Origin of the sequence: Streptomyces sp. BK208 (genome assembly GCF_004364245.1) — a bacterium.
Classification (GTDB): Bacteria; Actinomycetota; Actinomycetes; order Streptomycetales; family Streptomycetaceae; genus Streptomyces.
This window is the reverse complement of sequence record NZ_SOAV01000003.1, coordinates 407,538-422,832: the sequence shown is the minus strand read 5'-3', so window position 1 is coordinate 422,832 and position 15,295 is coordinate 407,538. Positions and strand designations below refer to the sequence as shown.

11 protein-coding genes are annotated in these 15,295 nt (G+C 73.3%); 7 read left to right on the top strand and 4 right to left on the bottom strand.

Going from position 1 to position 15,295, the window contains the following annotated elements; genetic code table 11:
• Positions 1 to 161: 161 nt before the first annotated feature.
• Together EV562_RS10270 and EV562_RS10265 are read left to right on the top strand one after the other, a co-directional pair.
• Entirely contained in the window at positions 162 to 1,649 is a 1,488-nt protein-coding gene (locus EV562_RS10270) for a 3' terminal RNA ribose 2'-O-methyltransferase Hen1 (protein ID WP_133886402.1), read from the top strand.
• Positions 1,646 to 4,210, top strand: coding sequence for a polynucleotide kinase-phosphatase (locus EV562_RS10265; protein ID WP_133886401.1), 2,565 nt, complete (start codon positions 1,646 to 1,648; stop codon positions 4,208 to 4,210). Before EV562_RS10270 ends, EV562_RS10265 begins: the two co-directional genes overlap by 4 nt.
• Positions 4,211 to 4,279: 69 nt before the next feature.
• On the opposite strand, the gene EV562_RS10260 is transcribed toward EV562_RS10265, so the two are convergent.
• Positions 4,280 to 5,566, bottom strand: coding sequence for a cation:proton antiporter (locus tag EV562_RS10260; protein ID WP_133886555.1), 1,287 nt, complete (start codon positions 5,564 to 5,566; stop codon positions 4,280 to 4,282).
• A gap of 183 nt (positions 5,567 to 5,749) precedes the next feature.
• On the opposite strand from EV562_RS10260, the gene EV562_RS10255 reads away from it, so the two are divergent.
• From EV562_RS10255 to EV562_RS10245, 3 genes are all read left to right on the top strand, one after another.
• Complete coding sequence (locus EV562_RS10255) at positions 5,750 to 6,973, top strand: arginine deiminase (protein ID WP_166661701.1); 1,224 nt, start codon at positions 5,750 to 5,752, stop codon at positions 6,971 to 6,973.
• Positions 6,974 to 7,064: 91 nt separating this feature from the next.
• On the top strand, positions 7,065 to 8,072 hold the full coding sequence (gene argF / locus EV562_RS10250; RefSeq protein WP_133886400.1) for an ornithine carbamoyltransferase: 1,008 nt from the start codon (positions 7,065 to 7,067) through the stop codon (positions 8,070 to 8,072).
• 127 nt (positions 8,073 to 8,199) lie between these two features.
• Positions 8,200 to 9,630: an amino acid permease gene (locus EV562_RS10245; protein ID WP_133886399.1), complete on the top strand. Its 1,431-nt coding sequence runs from the start codon at positions 8,200 to 8,202 to the stop codon at positions 9,628 to 9,630.
• On the opposite strand, the gene EV562_RS10240 is transcribed toward EV562_RS10245, so the two are convergent.
• Positions 9,590 to 10,030 (bottom strand): ATP-binding protein, encoded by a 441-nt coding sequence (locus tag EV562_RS10240; RefSeq protein WP_208298326.1) that lies wholly within the window; start codon positions 10,028 to 10,030, stop codon positions 9,590 to 9,592. The genes EV562_RS10245 and EV562_RS10240 overlap by 41 nt on opposite strands.
• Positions 10,031 to 10,229: 199 nt before the next feature.
• Between EV562_RS10240 and EV562_RS10235 the strand changes: the two genes are divergently transcribed.
• Both EV562_RS10235 and EV562_RS10230 read left to right on the top strand, forming a co-directional pair.
• A complete protein-coding gene (locus EV562_RS10235; RefSeq protein ID WP_133886398.1) occupies positions 10,230 to 11,057 on the top strand; it encodes an enoyl-CoA hydratase family protein in 828 nt (275 codons plus the stop codon).
• A gap of 4 nt (positions 11,058 to 11,061) precedes the next feature.
• A complete protein-coding gene (locus EV562_RS10230) occupies positions 11,062 to 13,467 on the top strand; it encodes a bifunctional salicylyl-CoA 5-hydroxylase/oxidoreductase (RefSeq protein WP_133886397.1) in 2,406 nt (801 codons plus the stop codon).
• Here the strand turns inward: EV562_RS10230 and EV562_RS10225 are convergent.
• Positions 13,455 to 14,366, bottom strand: a complete 912-nt coding sequence (locus EV562_RS10225; protein WP_133886396.1) for a sulfotransferase — start codon at positions 14,364 to 14,366, stop codon at positions 13,455 to 13,457. The genes EV562_RS10230 and EV562_RS10225 overlap by 13 nt on opposite strands.
• Positions 14,367 to 14,449: 83 nt before the next feature.
• Positions 14,450 to 15,295 carry a PaaX family transcriptional regulator C-terminal domain-containing protein gene (locus tag EV562_RS10220; RefSeq protein ID WP_133886395.1) on the bottom strand — a complete coding sequence of 282 codons (846 nt, stop codon included), beginning with the start codon at positions 15,293 to 15,295 and terminating at the stop codon, positions 14,450 to 14,452.

Sequence of the window (15,295 nt, the reverse complement as noted above, 5' to 3'; positions counted from 1 at the left end):
GCCCGGCGCCCGGCCGGATAACCGAAGGCGCCGGTCACCCGCCCTGTGCGATGGTGTGAGCGCCGCCTGCCGGAGCCCCCGGGGAACACCCCCTGGGGGCTCTCGCGCGCACGGCGCCGAAGCAGCCGTCCCCCGCAACCCCGACCCGGCCGGAGAGGCCCATGTTCCTGACCGTCACCACCACCGGTACCCCCGAGCACCCCGCGACCGACCTCGGTTTCCTGCTGCACAAGCACCCCGACAACGCGCAGGCGTTCTCCACCTCCTTCGGCACGGCCCACGTGCTCTACCCCGAGGCGGACGAGCAGCGCTGCACGGCCGCGCTGCTGCTGGAGGTCGACCCGGTGGCGCTGGTCAGGCGCGGCAAGGGCAAGGGGCGCGGCGGCGCCCCCGACGCGGCCCTCGCGCAGTACGTCAACGACCGCCCGTACGCGGCCTCTTCACTGCTCGCCGTCGCGCTGAGCAACGTCTTCTCCAGCGCCATGCGCGGCGTGTGCAAGGCACGCCCCGAGCGCGCCGCCCGGCCGCTCCCGCTGCGCGTCGGCATCCCGGCGCTGCCCGCCCGCGGCGGCCCCGGCCTCGTACGCCGCCTCTTCGAGCCGCTGGGCTGGACGGTCGCCGTCGAGCCGGTCCCGCTGGACACCGAGTTCCCCGAGTGGGGCGACTCGCGCTACGTCCGGCTGCTGCTGGAGTCCACCGCCCTCACCCTCGCCGAGGCCCTGCGCCACCTGTACGTCCTGCTCCCGGTGCTCGACGACGCCAAGCACTACTGGGTCTCGCCGGACGAGGTCGACAAGCTGATGCGGGCCGGCGAGGGCTGGCTGCCCCGCCACCCGGAACAGAAGCTGATCACCAGCCGCTACCTGTCCCGCCGCTGGTCCCTCACCCGCGAGGCGATGGACCGGCTGGAGCTGATCCGGCTGGCCGAGTCCGACGACAGCGAGGTCGAGGAGATCGACAACGCGGTCGAGGCGGAGGCCGAGCAGGAGGCGAAGCCCACCCCGCTCGCCGTGCACCGCCGCGAGGCGATCCTCACCGCCCTGCGCGACCACGCCGCCGGCCGCGTCCTCGACCTCGGCTGCGGCGAGGGGCACCTGGTGCGCGAGCTGCTCAAGGAGCCCCGCTTCACCGAGATCGTCGGTGTGGACGTGTCGGTGCGCGCCCTCACCATCGCCTCCCGGCGCCTCGGTCTCGACCGCATGGGCGAGCGGCAGGCCGCGCGCGTCCGGCTCCTCCAGGGCTCCCTCGCCTACACCGACAAGCGCCTCAAGGGGTACGACGCCGCGGTGCTCAGCGAGGTGATCGAACACCTCGACCTGCCGAGGCTGCCCGCTCTGGAGTACGCCGTCTTCGGCTCGGCGCGGCCCCGCACCGTCGTCGTCACCACGCCCAACGTCGAGTACAACGTGCGCTGGGAGGCCCTGCCCGCCGGCCACGTCCGCCACCGCGACCACCGCTTCGAGTGGACCCGCGAGGAGTTCCGCGCCTGGGCCCAGGCGGTCGCCGAACGGCACGGCTACGGCGTGGAGTTCCGCCCCGTCGGCCCCGACGACCCCGAGGTGGGCCCGCCCACCCAGCTGGCCCTGTTCACCCTCGAGCCCACGAACGAGACCGCGACCCCGACCGAGAAGGAGGCGAAGGCCGCATGAGCACCACCGACACCACCGAGACCACTCCGGCGCGGGCCCGCGCCCTGCCCGTCACCGACCTCTCCCTCGTCGTGCTGATCGGCGCCTCCGGCTCCGGCAAGTCCACCTTCGCGCGCCGCCACTTCGCGCCCACCGAGGTCCTCTCCTCCGACTTCTGCCGCGGTCTGGTCGCCGACGACGAGAACGACCAGAGCGCCAGCCGGGACGCCTTCGACGTCCTGCACTACATCGCCGGCAAACGGCTCGCCGCCGGCCGCCGCACCGTCGTCGACGCGACCAACGTGCAGCAGGACGCCCGCCGTCAGCTGATCGACCTGGCCAGGAAGCACGACGTACTGCCCATAGCCGTCGTCCTCGACGTGCCCGAGCAGATATGCGCCGAGCGCAACGCCGGCCGTACCGACCGCGCCGACATGCCCCGCCGGGTCGTCCAGCGCCACACCCGCGAACTGAGGCGCTCCCTGCGCCACCTGGAGCGCGAGGGCTTCCGCAAGGTGCACGTGCTGCGCGGTACGGAAGAGGTCGAGCACGCCACCGTCGTCACCGAGAAGCGGTACAACGACCTCACCCACCTCACCGGCCCCTTCGACATCGTCGGTGACGTCCACGGCTGCGCCGCCGAGCTGGAGACCCTGCTCGGCAAGCTCGGCTACGACACGGACGGGGTCCACCCCGAGGGCCGCACCGCCGTCTTCGTCGGCGACCTCGTGGACCGCGGCCCGGACAGCCCCGGCGTGCTGCGCCGCGTGATGTCCATGGTCAGGTCGGGCAACGCCCTGTGCGTCCCCGGCAACCACGAGAACAAGTACGGCCGCCACCTCAAGGGACGCAAGGTCCAGCACACCCACGGACTGGCCGAGACCGTCGAGCAGATGGAGGCTGAGAGCGAGGAGTTCCGCGCCGAGGTACGGGAGTTCATCGACGGCCTGGTCAGCCACTACGTCCTCGACGGCGGCCGGCTGGTGGTCTGCCACGCCGGGCTGCCCGAGAAGTACCACGGCCGCACCTCCGGCCGGGTCCGCAGCCACGCCCTGTACGGCGACACCACCGGCGAGACCGACGAGTTCGGGCTGCCGGTGCGCTACCCGTGGGCGGAGGACTACCGGGGCCGCGCGGCCGTCGTCTACGGACACACCCCCGTCCCCGAGGCCACCTGGCTCAACAACACCATCTGCCTGGACACCGGCGCCGTCTTCGGCGGGAAGCTCACCGCGCTGCGCTGGCCGGAGCGGGAGATCGTCGACGTACCCGCCGAGCGGGTCTGGTACGAGCCGGCCCGGCCGCTGCGCACCGAGGCGCCCGGCGGACACGACGGCCGCCCGCTGGACCTGGCCGACGTCCGGGGCCGCCGGACGGTGGAGACCCGGCACGCCGGGCGGATCACCGTGCGCGAGGAGAACGGGGCGGCGGCCCTGGAGGTCATGAGCCGCTTCGCCACCGACCCCCGTCTGCTGCCGTACCTGCCGCCGACCATGGCACCGACCGCCGCCTCCGGCGTGGACGGCTACCTGGAGCACCCGCGGGAGGCCTTCGCGCAGTACGCGGCGGACGGCGTCGCGCGGGTCGTGTGCGAGGAGAAGCACATGGGCTCCCGGGCCGTCGTCCTGGTGTGCCGCGACGCGGAGGCGGCGCGCGCCCGGTTCGGCGTCGACGGGCCCACCGGGTCCCTGTACACCCGTACCGGCCGCCCCTTCCTCGACGACGCGGCCGTCACCGAGGAGATCCTCGGCCGGGTGCGCACCGCCGTCGGCGAGGCCGGCCTGTGGGACGAACTGGCCACCGACTGGCTGCTCCTCGACACCGAGCTGATGCCGTGGTCGCTCAAGGCCTCCGGTCTGCTGCGTTCCCAGTACGCCGCCGTGGGCGCCGCCTCCGGGGCGGTGTTCCCGGACGCGCTCGCCGCGCTGGAGGGCGCCGCGGCGCGTGGCGTCGAGGTGCGGGACCTGCTCGACCGCCAGCGTGCCCGGTCCGCGGACGCGGCCGCCTTCACCGACGCCTACCGCCGCTACTGCTGGACCACCGACGGCCTGGACGGCGTCCGCATCGCCCCGTTCCAGATCCTCGCCGTCCAGGGCCGCAGCCTGGCCGCCCTGCCGCACGACGAGCAGCTCGCCCTCGTCGACCGGCTCGTCGAGCACGACGGGAGCGGCCTGCTGCAGACCACCCGGCGGCTGTACGTCGACACCGGCGACCCGGAGTCGGTGGCGGCCGGGACCGACTGGTGGCTGGAGATGACCGGCCGCGGCGGCGAGGGCATGGTCGTCAAGCCCGTCGGCGCCCTGGTACGCGACGGGAAGGGCCGCCTGGTACAGCCGGGCATCAAGTGCCGCGGCCGGGAGTACCTGCGGATCGTCTACGGTCCCGAGTACACCCGCCCCGAGAACCTCGCCCGGCTCAGGCACCGGTTCCTGAACCACAAGCGGTCCCTGGCGACCCGCGAGTACGCCCTGGGCCTGGAGGCCCTGGACCGCCTCGCCGACGGCGAGCCGCTGTGGCGGGTGCACGAGGCGGTGTTCGGGGTGCTGGCGCTGGAGTCGGAGCCGGTGGACCCGAGGCTCTGATCCGGCCGTCCGGCCCCGCCCGTGGCCCCGTGACCGGCCCCGCAGCGGTGGGGCGCGCGCCGGCCGGGGTCACCCGGCGTACGGCTTCACCGCCGTGGACCGGGCCGACTCCGGCCGGCGCTCGCGGGTGGCGAGCCGCGCGTTCAGCCGCAGGAGCGGCTGGGTCAGCAGCGTCGTGACGAGGGCCATGAACACGAGGACCGTGTAGAGCGGGGCGCTCAGCAGGCCCGCCTCCCGGCCGGCGTCGAGGGCGATCAGCTCGGTCAGGCCCCGGGTGTTCAGCAGGATGCCGACGGTCCGTGCGTCGTACCGGTCGAGGCCGTTCATCCGGGCCGCCGCCGTCCCGCTGCCGATCTTCGTCGAGACCGCGAGCACCGTCACCGTCACCAGGGCGGTCCAGCCCGTGCCGGTCATGTTGTCCATCGCCACGGACCGGCCCGAGAGCACGAAGAAGAACGGCAGCAGCAGTGAGGCGACGGACAGCAGCGGCCGCAGCAGGTCGGGATCGAGCGTGCCGCCCTCCTCGCGCGGGATCACGACACCGGCGAGCAGGGCGCCGAAGATGACGTGCAGCCCCAGCGTGTGCGTCACCCACGCCGAGCCGAGCGCGAAACCGATGAGCAGCGCCGTCCGCAGTGAGGGCTCCAGGCGGGTCCGCCACAGCAGCAGGCGCAGCAGGGGCCGGGCCGCGCACGCCATCAGGGTGACGTAGCCGACCGTCAGCAGCGTCCGCCATGGCCAGCCGAGCCCCGTTCCGCCACCGCCCGCCTCCAGCAGCGCGCCCGCCAGCACCGTCCAGCAGACCGCGTCCAGCACCCCGGCGGCGGAGACGGCCACCACTCCGGGCACCGTGCGGGAGAGTCCGTTCTCGCGCACGATGGCCGACAGCACCGGCACCGCCGTCGTCGCCAGGGCGATCCCGGCGAAGACCACCGTGCCGGGGGAGAGGTCCCTGGGCATGCCCAGGTCGTGCAGCGCGTCCCGGAACAGCAGCGCACCGCCGCAGCCCACGGCCATCGGTACCGCGAACGAGGCCAGCGCCACGGTCACCGACGTGCGCGCCCGGACACCGGGCATCCTCAGGTCCAGCTCGTAGCCCACCGCGAACAGGAACACCACCAGCGAGAACTGCGCCAGACCGGTCAGCGCCGGACCGATCTGTGCCGGGAACAGGGTCGCGTACACCGTCGGGGCCGTACTGCCCAGCAGCGAGGGCCCGAGCGCGATGCCGGTCGCCAGCTGGCCCACGATGTACGGCTGGCCCAGCCGCCGGGCGAGCCAGCCCCCGCCGTGCGCGGCCGTCAGGACCAGCGCCGACGCGCCCACGACATGGGTGATCAGCGCATCGGGACTCAACGTGTCGGGACTCAACGGACAGACCTCCCCTGACGCGCGGCCGGGCGCTCCGGCCCCTCGCCACGCCTTACGCGACGCCGCCGGGGCACCCGGCGTCGCACGGGGGCACGACAGGGGCGCACCGCGGTCACGGGCATGCGACAGCAGGGGATGAACACGCGCCCGAGTGGTCAGGATGGAGACATGGCATTCCACGTCGACTCCGAAGCCGGGCGGCTCACCCGCGTCATCCTGCACCGGCCGGATCTCGAGCTCAAAAGGCTCACCCCCAGCAACAAGGACGCCCTTCTCTTCGACGACGTGCTGTGGGTGCGCCGGGCGCGCGCCGAGCACGACGGGTTCGCCGACGTGCTCCGCGACCGCGGGGTGGCGGTGCACCTCTTCGGCGACCTGCTCACCGAGACCCTGGACGTGCCGGCCGCCCGGCGCCTCGTCCTGGACCGGGTCTTCGACGAGAAGGAGTACGGAGTGCTGGCCACGGACCACCTCCGGGCCGCCTTCGAGACCCTGCCCGCGCAGGAGCTGGCCGAGTGGCTGGTGGGCGGCATGACCAAGCGGGAGTTCCTGGCCGCGCACCCGGAGCCCACCTCGGTGCGCTTCCACGCCATGGAACTGGACGACTTCCTGCTCGGCCCGCTGCCCAACCACCTCTTCACCCGGGACACCTCGGCCTGGATCTACGACGGCGTGTCCATCAACGCCATGCGCTGGCCCGCCCGGCAGCGCGAGACGGTCCACTTCGAGGCGATCTACCGGCACCACCCGCTCTTCCGCGACGAGACGTTCCACCTCTGGTCCGAGGGGCAGGCCGACTACCCGTCCACCATCGAGGGCGGCGACGTCCTCGTCATCGGCAACGGCGCCGTGCTCATCGGAATGAGCGAGCGCACCACGCCCCAGGCCGTCGAGATGCTCGCCCACAAGCTGTTCGCCGCGGGGTCCGCCCGGACCATCGTGGCCCTCGACATGCCCAAGCGGCGGGCCTTCATGCACCTCGACACGGTGATGACGATGGTCGACGGCGACACCTTCACCCAGTACGCCGGGCTCGGCATGCTCCGCTCCTACACCATCGAGCCGGGGGCCGGGGAGAAGGACCTGAAGGTCACCGACCACCCGCCGGAGCACATGCACCGCGCGCTGGCCGCCGCCCTCGGACTCGGTGAGATCCGGGTCCTGACCGCCACCCAGGACGTCCACGCGGCCGAGCGCGAGCAGTGGGACGACGGCTGCAACGTGCTGGCCGTCGAACCGGGCGTCGTCGTCGCCTACGAACGCAACGCCACCACCAACACCCACCTGCGCAAACAGGGCATCGAGGTGATCGAGATCCCGGGCAGCGAACTGGGGCGGGGCAGGGGCGGGCCGCGCTGCATGAGCTGCCCCGTCGAGAGGTCGGCCGTGTAGGCCCCCCGCCCACCGGTCCCGTATAGAAATTCGGAGAGTCGTATATAGTTCCAGTAGTTCCCGTGCCCGTCAGTATCCCTGGAGCGCCCTCATGGCGACAGTCCCGACCGCCCTCGCCGGCCGCCACTTCCTCAAGGAGCTGGATTTCACCGAGGAGGAGTTCCGCGGTCTGGTCGAGCTGGCCGCCGAGCTGAAGGCCGCCAAGCGGGCCGGGACCGAGCCGCGGTACCTCGCCGGCCGGAACATCGCGCTCATCTTCGAGAAGACCTCGACGCGCACCCGCTGCGCGTTCGAGGTCGCCGCCGCGGACCAGGGCGCGTCCACCACCTACCTCGACCCGGCCGGATCGCAGATCGGCCACAAGGAGTCCGTGAAGGACACCGCGCGCGTGCTGGGCCGGATGTTCGACGGCATCGAGTACCGCGGCGACAGCCAGACCAAGGTCGAGGAGCTGGCCGCCTTCGCCGGGGTCCCCGTCTACAACGGCCTGACCGACGACTGGCACCCCACCCAGATGCTCGCCGACGTGCTCACGATGACCGAGCACTGCGACCGGCCCCTGCGGGAGATCACCTTCGCCTACCTCGGCGACGCCCGCTTCAACATGGGCAACTCCTACCTGGTCACCGGCGCCCTGCTCGGCATGGACGTGCGCATCGTCGCCCCTGAGTCCTACTGGCCCGCCCAGGAGGTCGTCGACCGGGCACAGCGGCTCGCCGAGACCAGCGGGGCGCGCATCACCCTCACCGAGGACGTGGCCGCGGGCGTGCGCGGCGCCGACTTCGTCGTCACCGACGTCTGGGTCTCCATGGGCGAGCCCAAGGAGGTCTGGGCGGAGCGCATCAAGGCCCTCGCGCCCTACGCCGTGACCATGGACGTCCTGCGCGCCACCGGGAACCCGGACGTCAGGTTCCTGCACTGCCTGCCCGCCTTCCACGACCTGGGCACCAAGGTCGGCCAGGAGATCTTCGAGGCCCACGGGCTCGACTCCCTCGAGGTCACCGACGAGGTGTTCGAGTCGAAGCACTCGGTCGTCTTCGACGAGGCGGAGAACCGGCTGCACACCATCAAGGCCGTCCTCGTCGCCACCCTCGCCTGACTCGTCCCCACGCGCCGTCCCCCTCACCAGGCCCTATGCTGACCGACGGTTCCGGAGCCACCCCTTCCGCGCCGCCGCCCGCGACCACCGTCGCGCCCCGCACCACCAGAAACGAGCACCACCCGCCATGCCCGCTTCCCGCGTCAAGTCCCCCCACCTGCTGGTCGCCGAATCCGGCGCCGATCGTGAAGGCCACGGCCTGAAGCGCACGATGGGGCTGTTCCAGCTCGTCTGCTTCGGCGTCGGCGCGATCGTCGGCACCGGCATCTTCGTCGGCCTGTCCGACTCCGTCGCCGAGGCCGGCCCCGCCGTCGTCGTCTCCTTCGTGCTGGCCGCCATCACCTGCGTGTTCACCGCGTTCGCCTTCGCCGAGCTGGGCGGCGCGATCCCGGTCTCCGGCTCCTCGTACTCCTTCGCCTACGCGGGGCTCGGCGAGCGCACCGCCTTCCTCGTCGGCTGGTGCCTGCTCCTGGAGTACGGCGTGTCGGTCTCGGCGGTCGCCGTCGGCTGGAGCCAGTACGTCAACGAGCTGCTCGACAGCGTCCTCGGCGTCCAGCTCCCGTCCGCCCTGTCCGCGGGTCCCGGCGACGGCGGCGCGGTCAACCTGCCCGCGGTGATCGTCATCGCCCTGGCCTCGGTCCTGCTGGTGCGCGGCGTGCGGGAGAGCGCCCGCGCCACGGCCGCGATGGCCGTCCTCAAGCTCGCCGTCCTCCTCGCCTTCTGCGCCATCGGCTTCTCCGCCTTCCAGGACGGCAACCTGACCCCGTTCTCCCCGGCCGGTCTCGGCGGCATCGGCGCCGGCACCACCGCCGCCTTCTTCTCGTACATCGGCTTCGACGCGATCACCACGGCCGGCGAGGAGGCCAAGAACCCGCGCCGGGACATCCCCGTCGCGATCCTGGTCTGCATCGGCCTGGTCACCCTGCTCTACTGCGCGGTCGCCGTCGCCGCGATCGGCGCCGTCGGCGGCGACCAGGTCGGCGACCGGCCCGCCGCGCTCTCCTACGTGGTCGACGAGGTCACCGGTTCCGCGATCGGCGGCGGCGTGGTCGCCTTCGGCGCGGTCGTCGCCATCGCCTCGGTGGTGCTCGCCGTGATGTACGGCCAGACCCGGATCCTGATGTCGATGTCCCGGGACGGACTGATCCCCGGGGTCTTCGAGAAGGTCTCGCCGCGCACCGCGACCCCGGTCGCCGGCACCCTGATCGTCGGCGTGGTCTTCGCCCTCCCCGCGGCCTTCGCCCCGCTGGACGCGGTGGTCAACCTGTGCACCATCGGCACCCTCGCCACGATGGCCGCCGTCAACGTCTCGGTGATCACCCTGCGCCGCCGTGAGCCGGGGCTGGCCCGCACCTTCCGCGTCCCGCTGTACCCGGTGACGCCGCTGCTCGGGGTCGCCTTCTGCCTGTACCTGATGTACGAGACGGGCGGAGCCACCTGGCTCCAGTTCGCCGTGTTCCTCGCGGTCGGCCTGCTGGCCTACAGCGCCTACGGGCGCCGGCACTCCCGGCTCGCCCTCAGCGCGGACGACGCTGAGCGGGTACAGCGGGAAGCCTGAACCAGACCGCCTTGCCGGCCCCGGTGGGCCGGTGGCCGCAGGACGAGCTGAGGGCGCGGATCAGCAGCAGACCGCGCCCGTCCTCGCGCCACGGGTCGGGCGGCTCCACGTCAGGCCGGGTGAGGTCGGCGGGCGGCGAGGGGTCCGGGTCGTGCACCTCGACCTGGCAGCCGGTCGGCATCAGCTCCACCACCAGCTCGATCGGTGTCGAGCCCACCGGGGTGTGCTCGACGGCGTTGGCGACCAGTTCCGCCGTGAGCAGCTCCGCGGTGTCGCCGTCGGCCGTGTGCTGCAGCTCGGCCAGGGCGTTGCGCACCAGCGCACGCGCCACCGGCACGGCCGCGGCGGAGTGCGGCAGTGCGATGCGCCAGGAGGCGGGTGCGGGGGAGTGATCGTGCACGGCGGGTCCGTTTCGTGGAGCAGGGTGTCCTGTCCTGCTTTCAACCTTATGAATGGTACGGCGCCGTCCGGCAGAGCCGTTCGACGGGCACCCCCCGGGACCTTCGGCCCTCGACACCGCGACACCACCGGGCACTCGCGCCCGCGGCGTATCGCGCACCCGTGACGACAGTCACAGAAGGGTGATAACTTCGGATGTCATGAGTCCCTTCACCGGCTCCGCCGCCCCCACCTCCGACTGGCGGCACCTGCGTGTCGAGATCACCGACGGCGTCGCCACCGTCACCCTGGCCCGCCCCGACAAGCTCAACGCCCTCACCTTCGAGGCCTACGCCGACCTGCGCGACCTGCTCGCCGAGCTGTCCCGCGGGCGGTCCGTCCGGGCGCTGGTGCTGGCCGGCGAGGGACGCGGCTTCTGCTCCGGCGGCGACGTGGACGAGATCATCGGCGCGACCCTGTCCATGGACACCGGCCGCCTGCTGGACTTCAACCGGATGACGGGCCAGGTGGTGCGGGCGGTGCGGGAGTGCCCGTTCCCGGTGATCGCCGCGCTGCACGGGGTCGCCGCGGGGGCCGGCGCGGTCCTCGCCCTGGCCGCGGACTTCCGCGTCGCCGACCCGTCCGCCCGCTTCGCCTTCCTCTTCACCCGCGTCGGCCTCTCCGGCGGCGACATGGGCGCCGCCTACCTGCTGCCCCGCGTCGTCGGCCTCGGCCACGCCACCCGGCTGCTGATGCTCGGCGACCCGGTCCGCGCACCCGAGGCCGAGCGCATCGGCCTGATCAGCGAGCTGACCGAGGAGGGCCGCGCCGACGAGGCCGCCCACACCCTGGCCCGCCGCCTGGCCGACGGCCCGGCCCTGGCCCACGCCCAGACCAAGGCCCTCCTCACCGCCGAACTGGACATGCCGCTGGCGGCAGCGGTGGAGCTGGACGCGTCGACCCAGGCCCTCCTGATGACGGGCGAGGACTACGCGGAATTCCACGCGGCGTTCACGGAGAAGCGCCCCCCGAAGTGGCAGGGGAGGTAGAGGGATGCCCTCGCCCGAGGGGACTGCGACGCCCTCAGGGGCGCGGGGCAGTGCCGACCAGCGGCTCCGCCGCGGAGCGCGACCAGCCACGACGGCGCCGCAGCCGCACGACGACCGCAGCCGCCCCCACCGCATCGCCATCGTCGGCGGCGGCCCCGGCGGCCTCTACACCGCCGCCCTCCTCAAACGCCTCGGCCCCGACCGCGAGGTCACCGTCTACGAGCGCAACGCCCCCGACGACACCTTCGGCTTCGGCGTGGTCCTCTCCGACGAGACCCTCGGCGGCATCGAACACGCCGACCCCGTCGTCTACGAGGCCCTCACCGCACACTTCGTCCGCTGGGACGACATCGACGTCGTCCACCGGAACACCCGCCAGACCTCCGGAGGACACCGCTTCGCCGCCCTCGGCCGCCGCCGCCTCCTGGAGATCCTGCACGACCGCTGCCGCGACCTCGGCGTCGACCTGCGCTTCCGCGCCGACGCACCGCCCCCGGACCACCTCGCGCGGACCCACGACCTCGTCGTCGCCGCCGACGGGGTGCACAGCGCCACCCGCGAGCGGTACCGGGACACCTTCCGGCCGCACCTCACCCCGCACCGCTGCCGTTACATCTGGCTCGCCGCCGACTTCGCCTTCGACGCCTTCCGCTTCGAGATCGCCGAGACCGAGCACGGCGTGATGCAGCTGCACGGCTACCCCTATGCGCCGGACGCCTCGACCGTCATCGTCGAGATGCGCGAGGAGGTCTGGCGGGCGGCCGGCTTCGACGCACTGGACGAGACCGAGTCCACCGTCCGCTGCGCCAAGATCTTCGCCGAGGCGCTCGGCGGCCGGCCGCTCCGGTCCAACAAGTCGGCGTGGACCACCTTCCGCACGCTCGTCACCGAACGCTGGTCGCACGGCAACGTCGTCCTGCTCGGCGACGCCGCCCACACCGCCCACTTCTCCATCGGCTCCGGCACCAAGCTGGCCGTCGAGGACGCCCTCGCGCTCGTCGCCTGCCTGGAGGAGCGGCCCACCCTCCAGGAGGCGCTCACCGCGTACGAGGAGGAGCGGCGCCCCGTCGTCGCCTCCACCCAGCGGGCGGCCAAGGCCAGCCTGGAGTGGTTCGAGGACCTGGAGCGGTACCTCGGCCAGCCGCCCCGCCAGTTCGCGTTCAACCTCCTCACCCGCAGCCGCCGGGTCACCCACGAGAACCTGCGGCTGCGCGACGCCGGCTTCACCGGCGAGGTGGAGCGCGAGTTCGGCTGCCCGCCGGACACACCCCCGATGTTCACCCCGTTCCGGCTGCGCGGCCTGACCCTGCGCAACCGCGTCGTCGTCTCCCCGATGGACATGTACTCGGCCACCGACGGCGTCCCCGGCGACTTCCACCTGGTCCACCTGGGGGCCAGGGCGCTCGGCGGCGCGGCACTGGTGATGACCGAGATGGTGTGCGTCAGCGCCGAGGGCCGCATCACCCCCGGCTGCGCCGGCCTCTACACCGGCCGGCAGGGCCGGGCGTGGCGGCGGATCACGGACTTCGTGCACGACAGCGCGCCCGGCACCGCGATCGGCGTGCAGCTCGGTCACAGCGGCCGCAAGGGCTCGACCCGGCTGATGTGGGAGGGCATGGACGAACCGCTGCCCGACGGCAACTGGCCCCTCGTGGCGCCCTCCCCCCTGCCGTACCGGCCCGGCGGCCAGACCCCGCGCGAACTGTCCCGGGCGGGACTGACGGACGTGCGCGAGCAGTTCAGGTCCGCCGCCGCGCGGGCCGCCGGGGCCGGTTTCGACCTGCTCGAACTGCACTGCGCCCACGGCTACCTGCTCTCCGGCTTCCTCTCCCCGCTCACCAACCACCGCACCGACGCCTACGGCGGCTCACTGGAGAAGCGGCTGCGCTTCCCGCTGGAGGTCTTCGACGCCGTACGCGAGGTGTGGCCCGGCGAGCGGCCCATGACCGTGCGGGTCTCCGCCACCGACTGGGCCGAGGGCGGCACCAGCGCCGAGGAGGCGGTCGCGATCGCCCGGGCCTTCGCCGCACACGGCGCCGACGCCATCGACGTCTCCACCGGCCAGGTGGTCGCCGGTGAACGGCCCGAGTTCGGGCGGTCGTACCAGACGCCGTACGCGGACCGCATCCGCCACGAGGCGGGCGTCCCGGTGATCGCCGTCGGTGCCATCTCCTCCTGGGACGACGTCAACTCGCTGGTCCTGGCCGGCCGCACCGACCTGTGCGCCCTCGCCCGCCCCCACCTCTACGACCCGCACTGGACGCTGCACGCCGCCGCCGAGCAGGGCTACGACGGTCCCGGCGCCCCCTGGCCGGCCCCGTACCGGGCGGGCAGCCGCCCACCGCGCACCGGGCGCACCGACGCCCCGCGGCCGAGGCTCACGCTGCGCGGCCCGCGTCAGGACGTGTAGCCCCAGGCCGCGCACATCGGGCGCAGCCGCTCCGGGATCTCGTCCGCGCCGGGCAGCGCGCGCCCCGGCTGCACGGTGCCGGTGCGGATGTTCTCGCGCCAGTCGCCCAGGCCCCGGACCAGTTCGGCGCCGCTCCTGCGGCCGTAGTGCAGCATCGCCGGCGCGTAGTCGACGTCGAGGTGTGCGCACAGGCGCCGCATCTCGCGCTCGGGGTCGTCGGTGATGTCCTCGTAGCGCACGGTGAAGCCGCCGGCGTCCGCCGCCCGGGCCTCCTCGACGGCCGTCATGTAGCGCAGCACCTCCGTGACGGCCGTGTCGTGCGGCCGTCGGACGGGGTCGCTCTCGTGCCAGGAGCGGGCGATCGACACCGGGTGGCGCAGCAGGAAGACGAAGCGCGCGTCGGGCCAGCAGTCCTTGAGCCGCTGGTACATGTAGGCGTTGGCCGGTGTCTTCTCGACCACGAAGTCCTTGCCGCATCCGATGAGTTCCCGGTGCAGGACACGGTCCCACAGCAGGTGCTCCAGGTCTCCGCGCCGCAGGCCGAGTTCACTCATCGCCCGCTCGGAGTGCCAGGTGGTGCACGCGACCTCCAGCCGGCCCAGGTGCAGCTCGTGCGGGGCGTGCAGCCGCGGGTGGGCGCCCATCATCATGCGCAGCAGGGTGGAGCCGGACCGGATGGACGAGATGATGAAGACGGGCCGTCGCAGCAGCCGGTCGGTGGGCAGTTCCCCGGCCGGCGGACATCGGTACGCGGCCGCCTGCCGGGCCGCGGGCCGCGCGGCGGCCGGCCCCTTCCCCTGCTTTCCCTTCGGGTTTCCCTTCGCCGCCTGGGGCGCCCTCCGTACCTGGAGGCCGGTGGTGGCGGTGAGGACCCGGTTCACGTTGCGCGCGAGTCTCATGCGTCCGCACGGTAGGGGGGAAACCTGAGAAGAGGGTCTGAGGAGGCTGAGGGTTCACTGATCCCCGGGGGACGCGACCGGGCTCACGTCCCGGTCGGTGGGGTCGGCTCCACGCCCGCGTAGTGCGCACCCGCGTCGCGCAGCCGCTCGTGCAGCGCCCGGAAGACGGCCGCCGAGCGGGTGCCCGGCCAGTCCTCGGGCAGCAGCCCGACGGGCAGCCCCGGGTCCGCGTAGGGCAGGTGCCGCCAGGAGTCCAGCGCGAGGAGGTAGTCGCGGTAGGCCTCCTCGGGCGGGGTGTCGGCCCGGCGCTCCCAGCCGTGCAGGACGCGCGCGTGCCGGTCCAGGAACGCCTCGTGCTCCTTGGCGATCGCCGCCAGGTCCCACCAGCGCGCCGCCGCCTCGGCGGTCGGGGTGAAGCCCAGGTGCTCGCCGCGGAAGAAGTCCACGTAGGAGTCCAGACCGAGGCGGCCCAGGGCGTGCCGGGTCTCCTCGTACAGGCGGGCGGGGGCGATCCACACGCCGGGCGCCGCGGTGCCGAAACCGAGGCCGGCCAGGCGGGAGCGCAGGACGTGCCGCTTCTGCCGCTCCGACTCCGGCACGGAGAACACGGCGAGCACCCAGCCCTCGTCCCGGTGGGGCGCGGTGGCGTAGACCCGCCGGTCCCCGTCGTCCAGCAACTGCCGTGCCTCGTCGGAGAGTCCGTAACCGGCCGCGCCCTGGGCCGTACGCGCGGGCAGCAGCAGCCCGCGCCGCTTCAGCCGGGAGACCGACGAGCGCACGGAGGGCGCGTCCACGCCGACCGCGGCGAGCAGCCGGATCAGCTCGGCGACGGGCACCGGACCCGGCGCGAAACGGCCGTACGCGCCGTAGAACGTGACGATGAGGGAGCGCGGGGCGTGCGGTACGGGCTGGTCGGACACGTTGATCAT